The 24238-nt window shown below is 61.5% G+C and carries 16 protein-coding genes; 6 read left to right on the top strand and 10 right to left on the bottom strand.

Annotated features, from left to right (window positions below; all coding sequences use genetic code 11):
* Window positions 1-332: 332 nt before the first annotated feature.
* Complete coding sequence (locus AC1Z1G_RS02670; protein ID WP_483624650.1) at window positions 333-2435, top strand: TonB-dependent receptor family protein; 2103 nt, start codon at window positions 333-335, stop codon at window positions 2433-2435.
* Between the two features lie 37 nt (window positions 2436-2472).
* Here the strand turns inward: AC1Z1G_RS02670 and AC1Z1G_RS02665 are convergent, their stop codons facing one another.
* The 8 genes from AC1Z1G_RS02665 to glnE all read right to left on the bottom strand — a co-directional run bounded on the left by AC1Z1G_RS02665 (window position 2473) and on the right by glnE (window position 12674).
* Entirely contained in the window at window positions 2473-3924 is a 1452-nt protein-coding gene (locus AC1Z1G_RS02665) for a lipopolysaccharide kinase InaA family protein (protein ID WP_483624648.1), read from the bottom strand.
* On the bottom strand, window positions 3924-4676 hold the full coding sequence (locus AC1Z1G_RS02660) for a lipopolysaccharide kinase InaA family protein (RefSeq protein WP_483624646.1): 753 nt from the start codon (window positions 4674-4676) through the stop codon (window positions 3924-3926). The genes AC1Z1G_RS02665 and AC1Z1G_RS02660 overlap by 1 nt, the downstream gene beginning before the upstream one ends.
* Entirely contained in the window at window positions 4673-5407 is a 735-nt protein-coding gene (locus tag AC1Z1G_RS02655; RefSeq protein WP_483624644.1) for a lipopolysaccharide kinase InaA family protein, read from the bottom strand. Before AC1Z1G_RS02655 ends, AC1Z1G_RS02660 begins: the two co-directional genes overlap by 4 nt.
* Window positions 5407-6213 (bottom strand): lipopolysaccharide core heptose(I) kinase RfaP, encoded by an 807-nt coding sequence (gene rfaP, locus AC1Z1G_RS02650; protein WP_483624642.1) that lies wholly within the window; start codon window positions 6211-6213, stop codon window positions 5407-5409. Before rfaP ends, AC1Z1G_RS02655 begins: the two co-directional genes overlap by 1 nt.
* Window positions 6213-7334, bottom strand: coding sequence for a glycosyltransferase family 4 protein (locus AC1Z1G_RS02645; RefSeq protein ID WP_483624640.1), 1122 nt, complete (start codon window positions 7332-7334; stop codon window positions 6213-6215). Before AC1Z1G_RS02645 ends, rfaP begins: the two co-directional genes overlap by 1 nt.
* On the bottom strand, window positions 7334-8395 hold the full coding sequence (gene waaC, locus AC1Z1G_RS02640) for a lipopolysaccharide heptosyltransferase I (protein ID WP_483624638.1): 1062 nt from the start codon (window positions 8393-8395) through the stop codon (window positions 7334-7336). Before waaC ends, AC1Z1G_RS02645 begins: the two co-directional genes overlap by 1 nt.
* A gap of 1 nt (window position 8396) precedes the next feature.
* A complete protein-coding gene (waaF, locus tag AC1Z1G_RS02635; protein WP_483624636.1) occupies window positions 8397-9431 on the bottom strand; it encodes a lipopolysaccharide heptosyltransferase II in 1035 nt (344 codons plus the stop codon).
* A gap of 303 nt (window positions 9432-9734) precedes the next feature.
* Window positions 9735-12674, bottom strand: a complete 2940-nt coding sequence (gene glnE / locus AC1Z1G_RS02630; protein WP_483624634.1) for a bifunctional [glutamate--ammonia ligase]-adenylyl-L-tyrosine phosphorylase/[glutamate--ammonia-ligase] adenylyltransferase — start codon at window positions 12672-12674, stop codon at window positions 9735-9737.
* Window positions 12675-13056: 382 nt separating this feature from the next.
* Here glnE and aceE point away from each other — a divergent pair, with 382 nt between their 5' ends.
* The 5 genes from aceE (at window position 13057) to msrA (ending at window position 22790) form a co-directional block, all read left to right on the top strand.
* Window positions 13057-15702 carry a pyruvate dehydrogenase (acetyl-transferring), homodimeric type gene (gene aceE / locus AC1Z1G_RS02625; RefSeq protein ID WP_483624632.1) on the top strand — a complete coding sequence of 882 codons (2646 nt, stop codon included), beginning with the start codon at window positions 13057-13059 and terminating at the stop codon, window positions 15700-15702.
* An 11-nt stretch (window positions 15703-15713) separates the two neighbouring features.
* Complete coding sequence (aceF, locus tag AC1Z1G_RS02620) at window positions 15714-17339, top strand: dihydrolipoyllysine-residue acetyltransferase (RefSeq protein WP_483624630.1); 1626 nt, start codon at window positions 15714-15716, stop codon at window positions 17337-17339.
* Between the two features lie 304 nt (window positions 17340-17643).
* Entirely contained in the window at window positions 17644-19038 is a 1395-nt protein-coding gene (locus tag AC1Z1G_RS02615) for an alkaline phosphatase D family protein (protein ID WP_483624629.1), read from the top strand.
* 214 nt (window positions 19039-19252) lie between these two features.
* Window positions 19253-21946, top strand: coding sequence for a sensor domain-containing phosphodiesterase (locus tag AC1Z1G_RS02610; RefSeq protein ID WP_483624627.1), 2694 nt, complete (start codon window positions 19253-19255; stop codon window positions 21944-21946).
* 196 nt (window positions 21947-22142) lie between these two features.
* Window positions 22143-22790, top strand: a complete 648-nt coding sequence (msrA, locus tag AC1Z1G_RS02605; protein ID WP_483624625.1) for a peptide-methionine (S)-S-oxide reductase MsrA — start codon at window positions 22143-22145, stop codon at window positions 22788-22790.
* Between the two features lie 151 nt (window positions 22791-22941).
* Here the strand turns inward: msrA and AC1Z1G_RS02600 are convergent, their stop codons facing one another.
* Together AC1Z1G_RS02600 and AC1Z1G_RS02595 are read right to left on the bottom strand one after the other, a co-directional pair.
* Window positions 22942-23778, bottom strand: coding sequence for a 23S rRNA (adenine(2030)-N(6))-methyltransferase RlmJ (locus AC1Z1G_RS02600; protein WP_483624623.1), 837 nt, complete (start codon window positions 23776-23778; stop codon window positions 22942-22944).
* A 116-nt stretch (window positions 23779-23894) separates the two neighbouring features.
* The gene (locus AC1Z1G_RS02595; protein WP_483624621.1) at window positions 23895-24200 is read right to left on the bottom strand and encodes a hypothetical protein; all 306 of its coding nucleotides are present in this window, start codon (window positions 24198-24200) and stop codon (window positions 23895-23897) included.
* Window positions 24201-24238: the final 38 nt, after the last annotated feature.

Below are 24238 nucleotides of genomic sequence, written 5' to 3'. Positions count from 1 at the left end.
CTCTTAAGTCTGCATGCAGGCGAGGTGCGCCTGAAAATAATGTGTCCTCGCAAAAGGGCGAGAAACAGCTAAAGGGCGGGATTATAGCTTAAAAGCAGCTTCGAGCCGCTAGCGGCACGCTTCAAGCTGCTGGTTGCGAGGCCGCAACCGACAGCAAAAGGGCCTGGGGTATTGCCGAACCTCTTCAGAGCGCCAGCTCTCGACGCGCCGGAATGCGACAGAGTGTCGCAGCGGCCGGCACAAAGCCTGTCAGTGGTTAAACTCGCGCCCCTTTTTTTGTCCCGCGTTGATCGGCAGATATTCAACGCACACTCTGGAAACTCGTCTCCCCCATGAAAATTGCTGTCCCCGCGCACGCTGCGCTGCTGCTCTACGGCCTGAGCCTCACTAGCACCAGCCAGGCCGACGACTCCCCGTTGCTGCTCGACCCGAGCGTGGTCACCGGTTCGCGCAGCGCCAGCCCGACCTTCGATTTGCCGTACTCGGTCGACAGCATCAGCCGCGAACAGATCAGCGACGGGCAGTTGGGCATCAACGCCTCCGAAGCCTTGCAGCGCGTGCCAGGCCTGGTGGTGCAGAACCGCCAGAATTACGCCCAGGACTTGCAGATCTCCTCCCGTGGCTTCGGTGCCCGTTCAGCCTTCGGGGTACGCGGGATCAAGCTACTCGCCGACGGCATCCCGGCCAGCACCCCGGACGGCCAGGGCCAGGCAGCCACCTTCAACCTCGACACCGCCGAGCGCATCGAGGTGCTGCGCGGCCCGGCGGCGACCTTGTATGGCAGCAACGCGGGCGGGGTGATCCAGATGTTCTCCCGCGACGGCGAAGGCCCGCCGCGCATTGGCGCCGAGACGCTGATCGGCAGCGATGGCCTGAGCAAAAACCACCTCACGGCCGAAGGCGCGGTGGACGGCGCAGGCTTCGTGCTCGACGCCTCGAGGATGGACACCGACGGCTATCGCGACCACAGCGCCGCTCGCCGCGACCAGACCTTCGCCAAACTCAACCTCACGCCCGACGACGACAGCACGCTGGCGCTGACCTACAGCAGCCTGGAGCAGAACGGCACGCAAGACCCGCAGGGCCAGACCTGGGACGCCTACAAGGCCGACCCGCGCTCGGTGAGCCGCAACGCACTGACCTACAACACCCGCAAGAGCATTGACCACCAGCAGATCGGCCTGAACTACGAGCGCCACTTCGGCGATGCAACCTTGCAAGTCAATGCCTACACGGGCGAGCGCAGCGTGGTCCAGTACCTGTCGATCCCTAAAGGCACACCGGCCAACGAACGCGGCGGTGGTGTGGTTCAGTTTGATCGAAAGCTCTACGGTGCCGGCGTGCGCTGGTTGCAGCCCGTCAGTGGCGCCCCTGGCGAGCTGACGCTGATTACCGGGTTGGATGTCGACCAGAGCCAGGACGACCGTCACGGCTATCAGAATTACCGTGGTAGTTCGCTGGGCGTGAAAGGTGAAATGCGCCGTAACGAAGTCGACACCGCGCGCAGCCTTGATCCCTACATCCAGGCCAACTGGGCCATCGAACGCTGGACATTCCAGGCCGGGGTGCGCCACAGCACCATGGAGCTGGACGTCGACGACCACTTCCTCGGCAACGGCGACGCCAGCGGCAACAAGCGTTACCAGAAGAACACCCCGTCGATGAGTGTGATGTATGCGTTCAGCGATGACCTGCAGGGTTACGCCAGCGCCGGAAAAGGCTTCGAAACCCCGACCCAGGCGGAGCTGGCCTATGCGCCGGGCACCGTCGAAGGCTTCAACTTCGGCTTGAAACCTTCTGAAAGCACCCAGTACGAAATCGGTTTGAAAGCCCAGCTCGACCACCGCACACGGGTGAACGCGGCACTGTTCCAGATCACCACCGAGGACGAGTTGGTGGTGGCCCAATCCATCGGCGGTCGCACCAGCTACCAGAACGCCGGACGCACGTTGCGCCGTGGTTTTGAGTTGGGTGTCGAAAGCCAACTGAGCGAGCAGTGGCACGCGAACCTGGCCTACACCCGCTTGCAGGCGACCTACGACAGCGACTTCACCAGCGGCACCGGTGCGGCGCAAAAACACATCAAGCAGGGTAACTACCTGCCGGGCGTGCCGCAGACCACGCTGTTCGCGGAACTCAACTGGAAGCCGCGAGACTGGGTCAGCACCGCCGTCGAAGGGGTGTATCGCAGCAAGGTCTACGTCGAAGACACCAACCAGGCCCACGCGGCACCGGGCTACAGCGTGTTCAACTGGCGCTCACGGTTCGAACAGAAAGCCGAGCACTGGACGTTCCACCAGACCGTGCGCCTGGATAACCTGCTGGACCGGCAGTACGTGGGCTCGGTAATCGTCGGCGACGGCAATGGCCGCTATTACGAAGCCGCGCCGGGACGCTCGTGGTATGCGGGCGCGGGTGCCGAGTACAGCTTCTGAGGATGGCGACCGCTATGCGGTCGATCGCAGGCCCGGCTTAGTGGGCGCTACCAGCATCCTTGGGCAGGCGCTGATCAATCACTTGATACAGCGCGCTGCTCTCTGGCCAGTTGCGCATGAACCGCGCCCGGTCCCGTGCATACGCGGGGGCGAAGCTGGCGAGGGAGCCGTGCTGACACATCGAGTCCAGGTCGATCAACGCCCAGCGACCCTCGTGCCAGAACAGGTTGTGCCCCTTGAAATCGCCATGGCTGATCCGCTCGCGAATCAGCTCGGCGAACAAATGCTCCAGCGCCTGCAACTCGGCCTCGGGGGCCGCACCACTCTCCACGAACGGCGCAAAGCGAGCGATGATGTCCGGGCCCGGTAAAAATTCGGTCACCAGGTACGCACGGCTGCGCAGCCAGAGAAAGCGCTTCTCCAGCAAGGCCAGCGGCTTGGGCGTGGCAAAGCCCAGGAATGCCAGGCGATTGCCTTCACGCCAGGAATACCAGGCCCGGCTCGGGCGCCAAAAACGCTTGAGCCAATGGGCGAAGCCTTTGATGTTGTAGCGCTTGACCAACAACGTACGCCCCGCCACCTCAACCTTGCCGACACTGGCCGCGCCGCCGGTCTTGAACAGGTGCCCACGATTCAGCAAGGCATCGGCCTGCTCCAGCACCGGCAGCATGGCGGCTTCTTCTTCGCGACGAATCGCCCGCAGCCCGAAAGCCCCGCGCTGAACGCTGAACAACGTGCATTCGCGGCCGACCTTGTTGAGGAAGTCCTTCAGGCGCCAGCTGCGCACCTTGTTCACCTGCTTTTGCAGGGCCTCAAGCGGCAACGCGTGCTCGCTGTTGCTCAGCAGGTAATGCACCAGCAGTTCTTCGGTGAAGGGTTCAAGGGTCTTGGGCAACTGGGCGAAAAACACCCCGAGGTTCTCCAGCACCTTGCCCCGGGACAACGGCTTGCCGGCCTGCTCGACGCAAATACCCGCGCCGTCGATCAAGTACAACTGGCCGCCGTGGCGCAGCAGGTTGTCCAGGTGCAGGTCTTCCTGCCACAGGCCCTTGCTGTGCAGTCGGGCAATGGCCCCCAGCGCCTCGGCCAGCACCGCGACTTGTGGGTCCGCCAGCAACGGCAGCGCCTCGACGGCTTGCCAGGCGTCGCCCAGGCTTTGCGCGTCTTCAAGAAACTCGAACAGCAACCAGCCGCCCTCGCCGTCTTTCAAGCCATCGGCCAGCAACAGCGGGGTGGTCATGCCTTGTTCGGCGAGCAACCGCACGCCGTCTCGCTCGCGCTGAAAATGCCGGGCGGCCTTGCTGCCGACCAGCAGCTTTGCCAACACCGGACGCCCGCGCCATACGCCGGCACCGACGTAGCGCTGCCCCGGCAGCACCCGCAGCAGCGTGAGCAATTGCAGTTCGGCGCTGCCAGCGGCATCCGCCAGCGGCAGACTCAGCGGCAGGCTCGGCGCGCGGCCGGCATGCCTCAATTCGGACAACCGCATCAGCGCGCTTCCTTGTCGCTGCGCCGTGCGCTCAACCGACCGATCCAGGTATCGACCAGTGCACCGTCGTGCGGATGATCCAGGTAAGTTGCCAGCAGCAACCGCACATGCTCGGCGCTCCAGACCTGCGAGCGACGCAGCAGCGGTTCAAGGTCCTTGATCCGGTCGCGCAAACCAAACAACAACGGACGGGTCTTTTCCAGGTCAATCAACTGCGCCCGATAACCACCTACCGTGGCCTGCAAGAAAATGTGCTTGGGATAGAAACAGCCGTGCATCTGCCGCACGCCGTGCAACCGTCGCGCCAGCTCACCGCAGGCCTTGACGATGGCGCGCTGCTCGGTCTCGACCAGTTGCGACCATTGCTGCAACAGCGAATCCAGATCATCCCAACCGTCCAGCGCCCGGGTCAGCAACACGGCGCGGGTTTCGCCCGATACTTTGCGCTCACCGAAGAAGGCTGCCTGCAACGCCGGAATCCCCAGCGTCTGATAACGGAGGATGTTGCGAAATTCACGGGCGAAACTCGGCTCGCCAAAGGGCCGGTGCAAGGTCCGCGTCAGGTAGTTGCTCTGGCGCTTGAGGTAAAATCCCCGCCCCTCCAGGTCCATCCGGAACACACTGCTCCAGCCTCCCCGGTTGGTGTTGGGTTCGTCCACCGCGTCGAGCTCTTTGGCCCACAACGCGTCAAAGTTGCCAAGACCATGACGCTCAAGCAGCGCCTTGTCGTCGGCGGCCAGGAAATCAGTCATTCGCGTCCCTCGAAAAATCTCACAACATGCCGGATACGTCGCTTGTCCGCGACAGTCAGCCGAGCCCGTTGACGGTATTGCAGATAGAAGCGCAGGCGCTGGGTTGCCGACAAGTGATACTTGGCGACCTTGTCCAGGCAGGCCAGATCCTTGGTGATTCGGTACTTGAGCCAGAAGCCGCGCCAGAAGTCGCCGTTCGGACAGTCGATCAGGTACAGCCGAGCCTCGTCATCGACCAGCAGATTGCGCCACTTCAAGTCGTTATGGGTGAAACGCTGCTCGTGCATGACCCGCGTACAACGGGCCAGTTGACGGCTGACGCTGTCGACCCAGGCCCGATCGGCCAGGCGCGGGTCCTTGCGAGCCGCCAGCACCGACAAGTCTTCAGTGCAAGGCAACTCGCGGGTGATCATCGCCCCGCGTGCGTAGGCCGCGTAACGCCGCTCCAGGCCCCACCCCACCACTTCAGCCGTGGGGATGCCCCACTTGGCGAAGCGCTTGAGGTTCTGCCACTCGGACTTGACCCGAGGCTTGCCCAGGTAACGGCGCAAGCCCTTGCCGGCACCGACGTAACGCTTGACGTAATAATTGATTCCGTGACGCTGGACACGAATGACCTCGGACAATGGGTCACGCGTCAGACGCTCACCCTCCAGGGCGAATACGGCGTCGAGACTGCCAAATTCATCACGCAGCGCGCGATAGGCCGGCTCAAGGTTCCAACCCGCCATCAGAGCGCATCTCCATAGCGCTGTTTGCGCTCATAGAGTTTGTTGGCCTTGCCTTCGAGCCAGGCGAGCAGTGACGCCTCTTCACGCAGGACCTGGCGCAAGGGTTGCTGGAAATAACCCTTGAGGAACCGCAGCTTGTCGCGACGAGTCAGGCCGATATCCAGTGCCGAGAAGTACAGCGCCGCCAGGTCTTTATTGCGCCAGCGCTTGGTAATCGCCGGGCGGGTCTGGGCGCGGTGCAGGTCGATCACCGAGAGTTTGAAGTCGTCGGCCGTCACCGGTTTGTCGGTGTGCAGCAGGAAGTGGCAGATGTAGCAGTCGCGGTGATTGACCCCGGCGCGGTGCATCATGCCGGTCATGCGCGCCACTTCGGCGATCAGCGCACGCTTGAGTTTGGGCGGCGGCGGCTGCTTGAGCCAATCGATGCTGAAGTCTTCCAGGCTGACGGTCGGCGCCAGTTCTTCGGTGACGATGAACGAGTGCTGATCCGCCGGGTTGCTGCCGCGTTCGCCGTAGGCGACGGCGGTCATGGTCGGCACGCCGACGTCCTGCAAACGCTGGATCGCCCGCCACTCCTGGCCAGCGCCAAGCACCGGCAACTTGGCGGTGAGCAGATTCTTGAAAATCTCGCCCCAGCCAATACCCCGGTGAATTTTCACGAAGAACCCGTTCCCGGCGACTTCAGTGCGCAGGGTACGGCGAGCTTCAAGCTCACGGTAAACCTCGCCCTTCAGGCCTTCGACTTCAGTGAACGCATCGCGTCCGGCCCAAAGGCTCTTGAACGGTTCGGCAAGAATCAACTTCATCAGTGTTGCTCCGCCAGAATCACATCCGCCGCATGTTGCGGCATGCTGTAGAGATCGGCCGTGTCGGCGAAGGCCAGGCCATTGCGGCTCCAGGCCGCACGCGCTGCGTCGTCGCTCAACATGGTCGTCAGGTACTGCGTGAGTTGCGCCTGTTCGAACGGCTCGTCCAGCACCAGACCGCTGTCGGCCTCGGCAATGTAATGGGCATAACCGCACACCGCACTGACCAGCACCGGCAAACCGGCCACCAACGCTTCAAGCAATACCGTCCCGGTGTTTTCGTTGTACGCCGGGTGAATCAACAGGTCGGCGCCCAGCAGGAAACGCGGGATATCGCTGCGCCCCTTGAGGAACTGCACGTTGTCGCCGAGCCCCAATGTGGCGCTCTGCAACTGGAATACTTTGGGGTCGTCCTGGCCAATCACAAACAACCGGGTCCGTTTACGCAACTGCGACGGCAACGCCGCCAACGCCTTGAGGCTGCGGTCGACACCCTTGGTCTTGAACCCGGAACCGATCTGCACCAGCAACAACTCATCGTCGGCCAGGGAGAATTCGCGACGGAATTCAGCACGAATGTCGGCCGCGTTGGCCGGCGCACGGCGGTCCTGGGCAATGCCCGGTGGCAGCAAATGGAAGCGTTCGAGCGGCGTGTCGTAATGCTTGATGAACAGCGGCTGTTGCACTTCGGAGATCATCAGCACTTCGGTTTTCGCGTCTTTGGCGAACACCGCGCGCTCGTACTCGGCAAAGTGCCGGTAGCGGCCCCAGCGACGGTAAAAGGCATTGCGCAGGTTCTGCGCCTTGTCTTCGAAGCAACCATCGGCGGCGTAGTAGACGTCCAGGCCCGGCATCTTGTTGAAACCGATCAACCGGTCCACCGGCCGCTTGGCCAGGTCCGCTTCCATCCAGGCCGTGAGTTTCTCATTGCGCCGATGGTTGAAGATCGCCTTGACCGGCGCCACCAGCACTTCGAAACCCGGCGGCACGTCGCCCTCCCAAATCAGCGTATAAACGCGAATCTGATGCCCACGCTGCTGACATTCCAGCGCAATGCGCATGAAATCACGCTGTAAACCGCCAAACGGGAAATATTTGTAAAGGACAAAAGCCAGTTGCATCAGCGCAGTTCCTCAGCCAGTAACAACGTGCTTAATCGACTCGCGACACGCTCGGGGTTCAGGCGAGTGAAGCACAGCGGCCACTCGCGCTTGATGTCGAACCGACGCTGGTCTTCAGCAGTCGGTTGATAAGTGCATTTCTTTTGCAGGCACGGCGCGCACGAGAAGTCGCTCGCCAGATGAATCTGACGCTTGCCATAGGCGCCGGTCAGGCCCGGATTGGTCGGCCCAAACAACGACACGGTCGGCACATCCAGCGCGGCGGCCAAATGCCCGAGGCCGGTGTCCACCGCCACACAGGCTTGTGCACCGGCCAGCACCCGTGCAACGCCCGCCAGGTTCAGCTTGGGCAGCACCTCGGTATTGCGCAGGCCCTTGGCAATGCGTTCGGCCCGGGCCTTCTCCAGCGGATTGCCCCACGGCAGTTTCACCGCCATGCCCTGGTGTCCCATGCGCTCGGCCAGTTCACGCCAATAGGTTTCTGGCCAGTGCTTGGTGTCCCAAGTCGTGCCGTGCAGGAACACCACATAGGGGTTCTTGCGTGGCAGCTCTACCAGGCGCTCGACGTTCAAGCCGTAGTCGCCCAACCCTTGCGGCAAGTCGTAGCCCAGCGCCACGGCGAACAACTGACGCAACCGCTCCACCGCATGCTGCCCACGGGCCACCGCCAGACGCCGCGAATAAAAGCGCGCCGCCATCGGCTCGCGGGCCGAATCCTTATCGAGCCCGGCCACCGGGGCGTTGACGTAACGGGTCAGCCAGGCGCTTTTGAGCAGGCCCTGAGCGTCGATCACCAAGTCATATTTCGTGGCACGAACGCTTTGCTTGAAGCGTTTCCACTCACCGCTTTTGAAGGTCTGCCAGAGGTTCTTGCGCCAGCGACGGATCGCCACCGGAATCACTTTGCCCACGGCCGGGTGCCAGGTCGGAATCTCGGCAAAGCCTTCTTCCACCACCCAGTCGAATGTGATCCCCGGGATCGCTCGCATCGCATCGGTCAATGCCGGTAACGCGTGGATCACATCGCCCAGGGATGAAGTCTTGATCAGCAATACCCGCAACTTAACGGACCTCGACCGGAGCGCCTTGCAGGCGTTCTAAGGCTTCGCTCACCGGTTGCGGCATCAACTGGCGCAAGCAGTTGTAATGGCCGAAGCGGCAGGTGCGATCAAAGCAAGGGCTGCATTCGATGCCCAGGCGCACGATCTCGACCTTCTCGGCCAGCGGCGGGGTGAAGCCCGGCGACGTCGAGCCATACACCGCCACCAGTGGACGGTTCAACGCAGCGGCAACGTGCATCAGGCCGGAGTCGTTGGACACCACCGAGTCGGCGCAGGACAGCAGGTCGATGGCCTCGGCCAGCGAGGTCCCGCCACTGAGGTTCACAGACTCTTCGCGCAAGCCCGGAATCAGCCGCGCGCGGATGTCTTCGCCCACCGCATGATCGTTTTTCGAGCCGAACAGCCACACTTGCCAGCCTTCACGAATTTTCGCCTCGGCAACCTTGGCGTAGTGCTCGGACGGCCAGCGCTTGGACTCGCCGAACTCCGCACCAGGGCATAACGCCAACACCGGACGGTCAAGGGTCAGGCCAAACTTGGCCAACGCCGAATCACGGCTGCCCGGGTCGATCTGCAGGCTCGGGCGCGGGTACGGCGTGGGCAGGTCGGCGCCCGGCTCATAGGCCAGCGCCATAAAACGCTCGATCATCAGCGGGTAGCGTTCTTTATCGAGCTTGCGCACGTCATTGAGCAGGCCGTAGCGGAACTCGCCACGCCAGCCGGTGCGCTTGGGAATGCCGGCAAAAAACGGCACCAGCGCCGACTTCAGCGAGTTGGGCAGCAGGATCGCCTGGTCGTACTGGCCGGCCAGGGACTTGCCGATCCGCCGCCGCGTCGCCAGTTCCAGCACACCGTGGCCGAGCGGGAAGCTCAAGGCTTGGCGCACTTCGGGCATGCGTTCAAGGATCGGCCGACTCCACTCGGGGGCCAGCACGTCGATTTCGCACTGAGGATGACGCTGTTTCAGACACTGAAAGAGTGTCTGCGCCATCACCATGTCACCGACCCAACTGGGCCCAACGATCAGAATTTTCATAGTTATCCACAAACGAATAAGGGAGGCATAAGCCTCCCCGCCTCGATAATCCAGCACCTGCAGCCTTGGCTGTCAGGTCATTTGGACGAGCCGGCTGGGGCTCGTCGGAACAATTTTTTGCACATCATCAGTCAGCATAAGCTTTTGTGGCGAGGGAGCTTGCTCCCGTTGGGCTGCCAGGCAGCCCAAAAACCTGCCACTGCATTTTATCTGATACACCGCGCCGACTGAGTTACGACTGCTTCGCAGCCGAGCGGGAGCAAGCTCCCTCGCCACAAAAGCCCGCCACATTCCAAGTCTGTTTCAGCTTAGCCCCAGCTCACTCCAGATCCGTAGCACTTCGCGACGTTCGGCCACGAATTGGTCACCGGCAATCACCCCGGCCTCGTTCTGCAGGGCCTGGCGATGAGCGGCGGCGCGGTAGGTCTTGTAAGCCTCACGCAACAGGCTGGCATCGGCGGCGGGCATCAACCCGACCTCCTCCAGCCCTTCGAGTATCCGGATGTTATCCGTGTACCGCAGCAGCAAGGGGTGCGTGTCGGACCACGCCAAAGCGGCGTATTGCACCATAAATTCAATATCGACGATACCTCCGGCGTCCTGCTTGAGATCGAACGGCGCCGTGGCTTCGAAGGCATTTGCCGCAGTGCCGGCAGCCGTTGCCTTGCTGCCAAGGTTGTCGCGCATCTTGGCGCGCATCTCGCTGACCTCCTGGCGCAGCGTCGGCAAATCACGCTCACGCCCCAGAACCTGCGCCCGGACCTTCTCGAAAGCGTGGCCGACATCCTGGCTGCCCACCAACACCCGCGCCCGCACCAGCGCCTGATGCTCCCAGGTCCAGGCCTCATTCTCCTGATAACGCGCAAACGCGCCCAGCGAACTGACCAGCAGCCCCGACGCACCGGACGGACGCAAGCGCATGTCGACCTCATACAACTGGCCGGAGTTGGTCTGGGTGGTCAGCAAATGAATGATCCGCTGGCCGAGCCGGGTGAAAAACTGCGCGCCGTCGATCGGTTTCACGCCATCAGTTTCTGCCTGCGGATCACCGTCGTGAATGAACACCAGGTCCAGGTCCGAGCCATGGCCCAGCTCCAGACCGCCCACCTTGCCGTAACCGACAATGATGAACCCCGGATCGCACAGCGTGCCGTCGCTGCGTTGCGGCGAACCGTATTTGGCCACTGTTTGACGCCACGCCAGCGCCAGCACTTGCTCCAGAATCGCCTCGGCGAGCCAGGTCAGGTAGTCACTGACTTTCATCAGCGGCAAGCTGCCGGCAATTTCCGAGGCAGCCACTCGCAAACGGTGCGCCAGTTTGAAGTGGCGTAGGGCTTCCATCTGTTGTTCGAGGTCATCCTCGGGAATCCGCGTCAGGCGCTCTCGCAACTCGGCGGCCAGTTCCGGTGCCAGCGGAGGCTTGAACAGACGACCTTCGTTGAGCAACTCGTCGAGCAACAATGGAAAACGGGTGATCTGCTCGGCGATCCACGGGCTCGCCGCACACAAGGTCAGCAACCGCCGCAGCGCACCGGGGTTTTCCGTCAGCAACACCAGATAAGCCGAACGCCGCGCCACCGCCTCGACTAAAGGCAGCACGCGCTCCAGCACCAGGTCCGGGCTGGCGTGCTCGACAGCCTGGGCCAGCAAACGCGGAATGAACACATCAAGCCGCTCACGGCCCAGGCGCTGCATCGAGCGCAATTGCGGGCTGCTGCGCAGGCCGGCGAGAGCTTTCAGGGCTTTAGGCGCATCGACGAAGCCCCCCTCTTCCAACTGACGGCAGGCGGCGTCTTCATCCTGTGCCTCTTCCCAAAGCGGCAGCCATTCACCGCCAACCGCCACTTCGCTTTCCTCGCCCTCTTCTTCGTCAGGGTCGGCGATGACCTGACGGAAGTGCCAATCAACGCGACCGCGCCAATACATCAGCCGCTCATGGAACGACGCCCAATCGGCGAACCCGAGCATGAAGGCAATGCGCGCCTGATCCTGCGCGCCGTCCGGAAGCATTTGGGTCTGGCGGTCGGCAATTGCCTGGATCGCGTGCTCGGTGTACCGCAGAAACTCGTAACCTTCACGCAGCTCGCCGACCACCGCCGCCGGCAGATAGCCTTGCCCTTCCAGCGTGCCCAGTACTTTTAATAGCGGGCGCTGCTGCAAACTCAGGTCGCGACCACCGTGGATCAACTGGAACGCCTGGGCGATAAACTCGACTTCGCGAATGCCGCCGGAGCCGAGCTTGATGTTGTCGGCCATGCCTTTGCGCCGCACTTCCTGCTGGATCAACTGCTTCATGGTGCGCAGCGCTTCAATCGCCGAGAAGTCCAGGTAACGCCGATAAACGAACGGGCGCAGCATGTCGAGCAACTGCGCGCCCGCCGCCTGATCACCGGCCACCACCCGCGCCTTGATCATCGCGTAACGCTCCCAGTCGCGGCCCTGGTCCTGGTAATACTGCTCCAGCGCATTGAAACTGAGCACCAGCGCGCCGGATGAACCATATGGCCGCAGGCGCATGTCGACGCGGAACACGAAACCGTCGACGGTCATCGGGTCCAGCGCCTTGATCAACCGCTGGCCCAAGCGGATGAAAAACTCCTGGTTATCCAGCGGCCGCTTCACGCCAACGGTTTCACCGCCCTCGGGGTAGGCGAAGATCAAATCAATGTCCGATGACAGGTTGAGTTCGACTGCGCCGAGCTTGCCCATGCCCAGGACGACCATCTGCTGTGGCTCGCCACTGCGCCGCCCGGTCGGTGTACCGAACTGCTGGCAGTGGCGCTGATACAACCATTGATAGGCCTGATCGATGCTGGCGTCGGCCATGTCCGAGAGGTCGCGACAGGTCTGGATCAGATCAGCCTGACGGGTCAGGTCGCGCCAGATGATCCGCACTTGCAGGCGGGTCCGCTGGCGGCGCAGCACGCGCCCCAACTCATCGTCAGTGGTCGCGGCCTGCACGGCGGCAGCGATCTGCCCGCACAACTCGCCGGGGGCGAGGCTGCGCTCAAGCTCCCCGGACTGCGCCAGCTCAAGCAACATCACAGGATCACGAACGCTCTGCTCAATGACGAAGTCGCTGGCAGCGGTCACACGGGCGAATTCGGCCCAGCGCTCGGGCGACCAGGTGGACAAGCCATGGTCATGGTCCAGCGTGGCCACGGCGACACGGAACGACTGCTCGGCGCGGCTGACAAACGGCTGGAGAATGGCGGGCAGTTCGGCAAGCGAAGGGAGGCTCATGGGCTATCCTTGATCGGCGTAGAAAGGGCGGTCTGTAGTGAACGCATCAAATGCACTACGCGATGGACTGTCGAACAAAAGTTAGAAATAGCGGAAAAAAGAATTTTCTTGGCAGCCAGCATCAAGCTTTCACCTTTCTTTGTTGGCAAAAGACCAACCTTAACGATTATTCTCACAACGCAGCAGGAGGCCACAAGCCGTTCTTCTGTAGTTTTACTACTCGTATATACATTCGAAAGGCTGAAATGGCCGACGATTTGTAGTAAAACTACACGCCGCCGAAACAACCTTCGGCAATCCAAGAATTTATATCGTCTGCCCACAAGGCCAGTCGCAAACTCAGGCAACCGATTCTGGTAGCCTTTCCGCCCTGGAGCAAGCCATGCAAGACCTCGATCCCGTCGAAACCCAGGAATGGCTGGACGCCCTGGAATCGGTTCTCGACAAAGAAGGCGAAGACCGTGCTCACTATCTGATGACCCGTATGGGCGAACTCGCGACCCGCAGCGGCTCGCAACTGCCCTACGCCATCACTACGCCGTACCGCAACACGATTCCCGTTACCCACGAAGCACGCATGCCTGGCGACCTGTTCATGGAACGCCGCATTCGCTCGCTGGTACGCTGGAACGCGATGGCCATGGTTATGCGCACGAACTTGAAAGATTCTGACCTGGGCGGTCACATCTCCAGCTTCGCCTCCAGCGCAACCCTGTATGACATCGGCTTCAACTACTTCTTCCAGGCCCCGACCGATGAACACGGCGGCGACCTGATCTACTTCCAGGGTCACACCTCGCCAGGCGTTTACGCCCGTGCGTTCATGGAAGGCCGCATCACCGAAGACCAGATGAACAACTTCCGCCAGGAAGTCGACGGCCAGGGCCTGTCGTCCTATCCGCACCCATGGCTGATGCCTGACTTCTGGCAATTCCCGACTGTATCGATGGGCCTTGGCCCGATCCAGGCGATCTACCAGGCACGTTTCATGAAGTACCTGGAAGCCCGTGGCTTCATCCCTGAAGGCAAGCAAAAAGTCTGGTGCTTCCTGGGCGACGGCGAGTGCGACGAGCCGGAATCCCTGGGCGCGATCTCCCTGGCTGGCCGCGAGAAGCTGGACAACCTGATCTTCGTCATCAACTGCAACCTGCAGCGCCTCGACGGCCCGGTTCGCGGCAACGGCAAGATCATCCAGGAACTCGAAGGCGTGTTCCGTGGTGCCCAGTGGAACGTGACCAAAGTCATCTGGGGCCGTTTCTGGGACCCACTGCTGGCCAAAGACGTCGACGGTATCCTGCAACGCCGCATGGACGAAGTCATCGACGGCGAGTACCAGAACTACAAAGCCAAAGATGGCGCGTTCGTGCGTGAACACTTCTTCAACTCGCCGGAACTCAAGGCGATGGTTGCCGATCTGTCCGACGACGAGATCTGGAAACTCAACCGTGGCGGCCACGACCCGTACAAGGTCTACGCGGCGTACCACGAAGCGGTCAACCACAAAGAACAACCAACCGTCATCCTGGCCAAGACCATCAAAGGTTATGGCACCGGTGCCGGCGAAGCGAAAAACACCGCGCACAACACCAAGAAAGTCGACGTCGACAGCTTGAAGTTGTTCCGTGATCGCTTCGACATTCCTGTCAAAGACAGCGAGCTGGAAAACCTGCCGTTCTTCAAGCCGGAACCGAACAGCGCCGAAGCCCGCTACCTCAGCGAGCGCCGCACTGCACTGGGCGGTTTCGTGCCACAGCGCCGCGCGCAGAGCTTCAGCGTTCCGACACCGTCGCTGGACACCCTCAAGGCCATTCTTGACGGCTCGGGTGACCGTGAAATTTCCACCACCATGGCGTTCGTGCGGATCCTCGCGCAACTGGTCAAGGACAAGGAAATTGGTCCACGTATCGTCCCGATCATCCCGGACGAAGCCCGTACCTTCGGTATGGAAGGTATGTTCCGTCAGTTGGGCATCTACTCGTCCGTCGGCCAGCTCTACGAGCCAGTCGATAAAGACCAGGTGATGTTCTACCGCGAAGACAAGAAGGGCCAGATCCTCGAAGAAGGCATCAACGAAGCGGGCGCCATGAGCTCCTTCATCGCTGCCGGTACTTCGTACTCCAGCCACAACCAGCCAATGCTGCCGTTCTACATCTTCTACTCGATGTTCGGCTTCCAGCGTATCGGCGACCTGGCCTGGGCCGCTGGCGACAGCCGCACCCGTGGCTTCCTGATCGGCGGCACCGCCGGCCGTACCACGCTGAACGGCGAAGGCCTGCAACACGAAGACGGTCACAGCCACATCCTGGCTGCCACCATCCCGAACTGCCGCACCTTTGATCCAACCTACGGCTACGAGCTGGCGGTGATCATCCAGGACGGCATGAAGAAGATGACCGAAGAGCAGCAGGACGTTTTCTACTACATCACCGTGATGAACGAGTCCTACCAGCAGCCAGCCATGCCGGCCGGTGTAGAGGAAGGCATCATCAAGGGCATGTACCTGCTCGAAGAAGACAACCGCGAAGCGGCGCACCACGTTCAGCTGATGGGCTCCGGCACCATCCTGCGTGAAGTCCGTGAAGCGGCGAAGATCCTGCGTGAAGAGTTCAACGTCGGCGCTGACGTGTGGAGCGTTACCAGCTTCAACGAACTGCGTCGCGACGGCCTGGCCGTAGAGCGCAGCAACCGTCTGCACCCTGGCCAGAAGCCTAAGCTGAGCTACGTCGAAGAGTGCCTGAGCGGCCGTAAAGGTCCGGTCATCGCCTCTACCGACTACATGAAGCTGTTCGCCGAGCAGATCCGTCAGTGGGTTCCGTCCAAGGAATTCAAAGTACTGGGCACCGACGGTTTCGGCCGCAGCGACAGCCGCAAGAAACTGCGTCATTTCTTCGAAGTCGACCGTCATTTCGTGGTGTTGGCAGCCCTGGAAGCACTGGCTGACCGTGGTGACATCGAACCTAAGGTTGTGGCTGAAGCCATCGCCAAGTTCGGTATCAACCCGGAAAAACGCAACCCACTGGACTGCTGAGGAGACACTCTGTGAGCGAACTCATTCGCGTACCTGACATCGGCAGCGGTGAAGGTGAAGTAATTGAACTGATGGTCAAGGTCGGTGATCGCATCGAAGCTGACCAGAGCCTGCTGACACTTGAGTCGGACAAGGCGAGCATGGAGATCCCGGCCCCCAAGGCCGGCGTCATCAAGAGCCTGAAAGTGAAGCTGGGCGACCGCCTGAAAGAAGGCGACGAGTTGATGGAACTGGAAGTCGAGGGTGCCGCTGCGGCTCCGGCCGCCGCTCCTGCGCAGGCGGCGGCACCCGTTGCCGCGCCAGCCCCGGCTGCTGCTCCGGCGCCAGCCGCTGCGCCTGCTGCTGCCACTATCCAGGACATTCACGTCCCGGACATCGGTTCGTCGGGCAAGGCCAAGATCATCGAAGTGCTGGTCAAGGTCGGCGACACCGTTGAGGCTGATCAATCGCTGATCACCCTGGAGTCCGACAAGGCGAGCATGGAAATCCCTTCGCCGGCTGCCGGCGTAGTGGAAAGCATCGCGGTCAAACTCGAAGACGAAGTCGGCACTGGCGATTTCATCCTCAAGCTGAAAGTGGCCGGTGCTGCGGCACCTGTTGCTGCCGCAGCACCGGCTGCCGCGACAACCCCGGCGCAAGCCGCTGCCCCTGCTGCCGCACCAGCACCTGCTGCAAAAGCCGAGGCCGTGCAGGCCCCGGTTGCTGCGCCAGCGCCAAGCGGTGCCAAGGTTCACGCAGGCCCGGCGGTTCGTCAGCTGGCTCGCGAGTTCGGCGTCGAGCTGAACGCCGTCAGCCCAAGCGGCCCTCACGGTCGTGTGCTGAAAGAAGACGTGCAGGTTTACGTCAAGGCCATGATGCAGAAGGCCAAGGAAGCTCCGGCCGCAGGCGCAACCGGCGGTGCCGGTATTCCTCCGATTCCGGTCGTGGACTTCAGCCGCTTCGGTGAAACCGAAGAAGTGCCGATGACCCGCCTGATGCAGGCTGGCGCTACCAACCTGCACCGCAGCTGGCTGAACGTGCCTCACGTCACGCAATTCGACTCGGCGGATATCACCGAGCTGGAAGCGTTCCGTGTCGCTCAGAAAGCCGTGGCCGAGAAGGCTGGTGTCAAGCTGACCGTGCTGCCACTGCTGCTCAAGTCCTGCGCGCACCTGCTCAAGGAACTGCCGGACTTCAACAGTTCGCTGGCACCAAGTGGCAAAGCGATCATCCGCAAGAAGTACGTGAACATCGGCTTCGCCGTCGACACCCCGGATGGCCTGCTCGTACCGGTCATCAAGAACGTCGACCAGAAGAGCCTGCTGCAACTGGCTGCCGAAGCCGCTTCCCTGGCTGAAAAAGCCCGGACCAAGAAGCTCTCGGCGGACGACATGCAAGGTGCCTGCTTCACGATCTCCAGCCTCGGCCACATTGGCGGCACCGGCTTCACGCCGATCGTCAACGCACCGGAAGTGGCGATCCTCGGCGTGTCCAAGGCAACCATCCAGCCCGTCTGGGACGGCAAAGCCTTCCAGCCGAAGCTGATGCTGCCGCTGTCGCTGTCCTACGATCACCGCGTGATCAACGGTGCCGCTGCTGCGCGCTTCACCAAGCGCCTGAGCGACCTGTTGGGCGACATCCGCACCATCCTGCTGTAAGAACGAGCGGCCCTCCCTCACCGGAGGGCCGCCAGCGTTACACGATTTCCGAGCGCCACGCTCGTACCTCAACCCCGTCAATTTGGCGGGGCTTTTTTTGTCCGTTTTTTGGCAAAGTTCAACTTCTCCCTACCCCCACCTACAACAAAGACTACTTGCCGGGCTTATACGCCTTACAGGCAAAGTCCACTTACCCCTCAATATTTATGACCCACCGGGCCCTAGGATGAGCGGCACCCGGCAGACGCTATCGGCTGCCGGATCACTCTTAATTCATGCAGCACTACTTCGAATGGATTCGAATATGTTAAAGCCGACTGTCGGCCCGATTCTTGGCCACACGACGTCCCGTCACGCCCGTATCTTTCTGCGCGGTGGGCCAGACAAACATTCGCCGGTCTTTGCCGGCATCCGCTATCGCCGTACGGGCGACAGCACGTGGTCAGCCGCCCGGTTCGCGGCCCTGCCCCCCTCACGCGACATGACAGCAGTCATCGTGCTCGACGGACTCTCAGCCGATACCCGCTACGACTATCAGGCGGGCTGGTTCACCACCATGAGCCCGGTGCACACCGTCGAAACCGTGCAAGAACTGCCCTTGCAATGGCCCAGGGACATTTACCAACTGCGCACAGCCTCAGAAAAGAGCAGCGCGCCGAGCCGCTACATCGTCGGCTCATGTCGCTATTTACGCATGACCCTGGGTGTTCCTTCGGCGCCAGCCAAGGGCGACCGGATCTTCGCCGCCATTCAGGATCTGGTCGCCAAAGCTTCGACACCCTTCAACGCCCTGCTGATGACCGGTGACCAGGTCTACGTGGACGACTTGAACATCGTCGCCCCCGACCGAAGCTATCAGGACATCCTCCATAAATACCGGACGGCCTTCTCCCAACCACATATCCAGAAACTAATGTCGCAACTACCGACGTATATGATCCTGGACGACCACGAAATAGAAGATAACTGGCCCGCCAACAAAAGTTCCTCCGACAAGCACTTGTTCAATAACGCCATGAGGGCCTACGAGTTATATCAAGCCAGTCATGGCCCTGGCCCTGCACTGCAAACTAACGGGCAACTAACGAATACGCCTGAACACTACTGGTACTCGTTTGGCGAGGGCGATATCCAGTGGTTTGTCACCGACAGCCGAACCCGGCGTAATCTCTCGGCCGACAACCGGCGCATTCTCGACGACGCGCAGGAACAGGCACTGCTCAAGTGGCTGATCCACAGCCCGGCGCGGGTAAAACTGGTGGTCACCAGCGTCATGTTCTACCCCGACCGCAAAAGCAATGGCGGTGACGCCTGGAAGGCCTTCCCCGAGCAGCGACTGCGCTTGCTGGAAACCATCCGCAGCCATCGGATCAAGAACGTCATCTTCGTTTCAGGCGACGTCCACGGCTCCCTGACCAGTCGCCTGACTCACAGCGAAGACCCTGGGTTCGAAGTCCACACCATCGTGTCCTCGCCGCTCTGTAACAGCGCACTGCTGCCCTACGCCAAGGCGTCCACTTTCATACTCGACCAGCCGCTGGCCCGCGTCGCCACCGGTGAGTACCGCCATGCACTGACCAGCCCGGTAATCAGCGAAGACAATTTCGCCCAGCTGGAAATTGATGCAGATCAGCTCAACGTCACCTTCCACAACCGGGACGGCAAGGCGCTGCAAACAGTGGCCATCACCCTTCATTGACCCGAGCCACCCGCAGGACGGCAGGCCAGACACCTGCGCCAATTTTAGTTTCGGTCGCCGGGTGCAGAAATCACCCGGCCGGCCGACACATTCTTATAGCACTTGGCCTTCATCTCACTTGTCAGTGAGTGCCGCATGATGCAACCTTGCCGCAGGCAACAGTAAAGAGGGCGTGAGCCCGGCGCGATCAGCATTTTCGAAGCGAGTTTCCCCCATGAAAAGCCAACCTGATGCCACCAGTCGTATGGTGGCCGAGGTAGTGACGCAGTTGCCGGTGCCCTCGCGGCTCGGCATGCTGCGTTTCGAACGGCTGAATGAAGCAAGCTGGGCGCTGCTGTTTCTCGACCCCAATTGCGAACGCCAGTTCGGCTTGCCCGCTGTCGAACTCTGCGCACTGGTCGGCTCGCCTTACGCCAGCCTGATGGAACCCGAAGCACGCTACCAGTTGCACGACGCGATCCAGCAGCAACTGACGCTTTCCCCGCATTACCTGGTCCGCTACACCCTGCACACCGCCCAAGGCCCGTTGAGCCTGCTTGAACTGGGCGAAGCCTACAAACAACACAATCGCCACCTGCTGCGCGGCTACCTGCTGGTGGTCGAGGGCCTGTTCAGCAGCGACCCCTTGCAGCCCGCGCTGGACCTGGAAACCCAGAACTCGCGCCTGCAAATCGCGCTGGAGCTGAACCAGCGCGCCCAGCAGGAACAACTCCAGCATCTGGAACGTGTACGCGCCCAGCAGGACCTGATCCTGTTGCTCGCCCGCCAGCGCTACAGCACCGGCAACTCCTTGCAGGAAGCAGCGGAACTGATCACCCGCAGCGCGTGCGACATCTACGAAATCGACTGCGCCAGCCTGTGGAACCTCGAGGGCCAGCAACTGGTACCGATTTCGGCGTACCACCGCGCCTCCCAGGAATATCGCTTGCCGCCGGTGATCGACGCCAGCAGCTTCCCCGACTATCTGGAAGCGCTGCACACCAGCCGGGCCATTGACGCCCACAACGCGATGCGCGACCCGCGCACCCGCGACATGGCCGAGAGCCTGCGCCCGCGTGACGTCAATGCCATGCTCGACGCCAGCATTCGCGTCGACGGCCAGGTGGTCGGCGTGCTGTGCCTGGAACAGACCGGCGCGACCCGCGCCTGGCAGTCGGATGAAATCGCGTTCGCCGGCGAGCTGGCCGACCAGTTTGCGCAAGTCATCAACAACCACAACCGCCGCACCGCCACCAGCGCCCTGCACCTGTTCCAGCGGGCGGTCGAGCAAAGCGCCAACGCCTTTTTGCTGGTCAACTGCGACGGCGTGGTCGAGTACGTCAACCCAAGCTTTACCGCGATCACCCAGTACAGCACCGAAGAAGTCCACGGCCATCGGCTGTCGGAACTGCCGGCGCTGGAAAACCTCAGCGAGCTGCTGTTCGACGCCCCCTCAAGCCTGGCCAAGAGCAACAGCTGGCAGGGCGAATTCAAGAGTCGGCGCAAGAACCTGGAACCCTACTGGGGCCAGTTGTCGATTTCCAAGGTCTATGGCGACAACCGTGAGCTGACGCACTACATCGGCATCTACGAAGACATCACCCAGACCAAGCTTGCCCAGCAACGCATCGAGCGCCTGGCCTACACCGACAACCTGACCAACCTGGGTAACCGTCCCGCGTTCATCCGCAACCTCGACGAACGCTTCGCCCGCGACAGCGACACGCCCATCAGCCTGCTGCTGGTGGACATCGACAACTTCAAGCGGATCAACGACAGCCTCGGCCACCAGACCGGCGACAAGCTGCTGATCAGCCTCGCCCGGCGCCTGCGCAACAGCCTGAGCCCGAGCGGAAGCCTGGCACGTTTTGCCAGTAACGAATTCGCCGTGCTGCTGGACAACACCGACCTTGAGGCCGGCCAACTGATCGCCAGCCAGTTGCTGATGACCCTCGACAAACCGATGTTCGTCGACAACCAGTTGATCAGCGTGACCGGTTCCGTGGGCCTGGCCTGCGCGCCGCTGCATGGCCGCGATCCGCAGACGCTGATGCGCAACGCCGGCCTGGCGCTGCACAAGGCCAAGGCCAACGGCAAGCATCAGGTCCAGGTGTTCACCGAAGCGCTGAACGCCGAGGCCAGTTACAAACTGTTCGTCGAAAACAACCTGCGCCGCGCCCTGACCCAAAACGAGCTGGACGTGTTCTACCAGCCCAAGCTCTGCCTGCGCAGCGGTCGCCTGCTGGGCATGGAAGCCTTGCTGCGCTGGAACCATCCGGAAAAGGGCATGATCCGTCCGGACCAGTTCATCAGCGTCGCCGAAGAGACCGGCCTGATCATCCCCATCGGCAAATGGATTGCCCGCCAGGCCTGCCGCATGAGCATGCAACTGACGGCGGCCGGGCTGGGTAACTTGCAGGTGGCCATCAACCTGTCGCCCAAGCAGTTTTCCGACCCGGACCTGGTGGCCTCGATCGCCAGCATCCTCAAGGAAGAACAACTGCCCGCGCATTTGCTGGAGCTGGAGCTGACCGAAGGCCTGCTGCTGGAAGCCACCGAAGACACACACTTGCAGCTCGACCAGCTCAAGCGCCTGGGCCTGACCCTGGCCATGGACGACTTCGGCACCGGATATTCGTCGCTCAGCTACCTGAAGAAATTCCCGATCGACATCATCAAGATCGATCGCAGCTTCATCCACGAAATCCCGGACAATCAGGACGACATGGAAATCACCTCCGCGGTGATCGCCATGGCCCACAACCTCAAGCTCAAAGTGGTCGCCGAAGGCATCGAGACATCCGAGCAGTTGGCCTTCCTGCGCCGTCACCGCTGCGACGTTGGCCAGGGCTACCTGTTCGACCGGCCGATCCCTGGGTCAGAGCTGATCGAGAAGCTCAAACGCTACCCGCGCGGCCCAATCGCCTGACAGCACTTCAGTCAATACACAAAACCCTGTGGGAGCGGGCTTGTTCGCGAATGCGATGTGTCAGTAGGCATTGATGTTAACTGTCACAACGCCTTCGCGAGCAAGCCCGCTCCCACATGGGTAGTGCGTAACCGGATGGCATTGGGCAAACTGTGTGTCTGACAATTTACATTCAACCTGACTGAGGGGACTGATCATGGTCTTGCGCTCGGAAATTCTGGTGAACAAAAACGTGCTCCCAACCAAAGAACAAGCTCTGCCTGGCCGCGAAACCCCGATGACCGTGCCGGAAAAACACTTCGTCCACGACGCCCCGCTGCTGGGCCCGTTCGTCACCGACGTGGATTTCGCGATCTTCGGCCTGGGTTGCTTCTGGGGCGCGGAACGCAAATTCTGGCAGCGCGAAGGCGTGGTCAGTACGGCGGTGGGTTACGCCGGTGGCTTTACGCCGAACCCGACGTATGAAGAAGTCTGCTCTGGCCTGACCGGCCACAGCGAAGTGGTATTGGTGGTCTACGAGCCGGCAAAAGTCAGCTACGACGCGCTGCTGAAGATGTTCTGGGAACTGCACAACCCGACCCAGGGCATGCGCCAGGGTAACGACATTGGTACGCAATACCGTTCGGTGGTCTACGCCACCACCCCAGCCCAGCTGGAAGCCGCCAAGGCCAGCAAGCACGTGTTCCAGGCTGAGTTGACCAAGGCAGGCAAAGGCACCATCACCACCGAAATCGAAGAAGCGCCGACCTTCTTCTTCGCCGAGGCCTATCACCAGCAATACCTGGCCAAAAACCCCGAGGGTTACTGCGGGATCGGCGGCACAGGCGTGACCTGCCCGATTTGATGGGTGAACACGTCACCTGTGGCGAGGGAGCTTGCTCCCGCTCGGCTGCGAAGCAGTCGTAAATCGGTAGGCAGGTTCTATCTGAAAGAACGTTGTCGCCGATTTCAGGGCCGCTTCGCGCCCCAGCGGGAGCAAGCTCCCTCGCCACACATTACTCAGCAATCAACCAATCCATCTGCCACCCGCCTTGGGTCTGGCCGAGTTTCTTCGACAGCCACGGCAGCAACTCGCGCAGCTCTTCCTCCAGCCCCCACGGCGGATTGGCAATCGCCAGCCCGGAGCCGTTCAAGCTGTTGGGCGTGTCCAGCGGATGTACCAGCAACTCCACGCGCAACAGCTTCGGCGCGCCGGTCCCGGCCAGGTCCTGATAGAAACGGCGCAACATGCGCTGATCCTTCACCGGGTACCAGATCGCCGCCACGGTTTGGCGCATCCGGCCAATTGCCTCTTTGAGCGATGCCGCGCAGCGCTGCATTTCATCAAGCTGCTCGAACGGCGGGTCGATCAACATCAGCCCACGCTTCTCCGGCACCGGCAACAAGGCACGCGGCACATGCCAACCTTCGCCCAGGTGCACTTTGACCCGGCGGTCGCCCTTCATGTTGTCCTTGAGCAGCAAGCCGTCTTCGGGGTGTTTTTCGTTGAGCAGCACCCGGTCCTGCGGGCGCGTCAGGCGTCGCGCCAACTCGGGGGAGCCTGGGTAGTAACGCAACTGGCCATCCGGGTTCATCTCATGCAATACCTGCATGTAATCGGCCGTCAGCACCGGCAGATCCGGCTCACCCCACAGACGCGCGATCCCTTCCAGGTACTCGCCGGTCCGGCTGGCCTGGTCGCCCTGCAAGTCATACAGACCAATGCCGGCGTGGGTGTCGAGATAGGCGAACGGCTGCTCCTTGCGCGACATCAGGGCGATGAGGCGGGTCAAGGTCAGGTGTTTGAACACGTCGGCGTGATTGCCGGCGTGGAAGGCGTGACGATAATTCATGGCTGCTCCTGCGAAGGAGGCGAAGTTTACCTTGTACAGCGCCGAACGTCAGGACCGCCTGTAGGCGCGGCCTCTGAACCCACTGATGCAGCCATGTGAACCCTTGAACAAACGACTTACCTGGCAGAGGGTTCCGGCTGCCAAAACCGCAGCTTTTGCATGTAGCGCTCCAGATCGTCCATATCGTCATCGCCCAAGGTGCTGTCGAAGGGCTGACTGATCAACCGGCGAACCTTTGCAAGGCGCTGGGTCACCGCGAAATCGTCGATGAAGTCTGTGGTTGCCTTACGGTAATCCTCCAGGGATTTGTCCTGGTAGAACGTGCCCATTTTCCTCAGCGAAATCAGAATGAATTCAATCTCGGCCAACGCCTCCATGGCGTCCACACCGGCCATTTCTATTGTCTTGTTTGAATCAAGCATTCCATTCATTCCCTGAGCTCTTTGGAGCGCGACCACTT

It is taken from the genome of Pseudomonas sp. JL27(2026), assembly GCF_056933555.1.
Note: the sequence above shows the minus strand (reverse complement) of the source record. Positions and strands in the feature narration are given on the sequence as shown.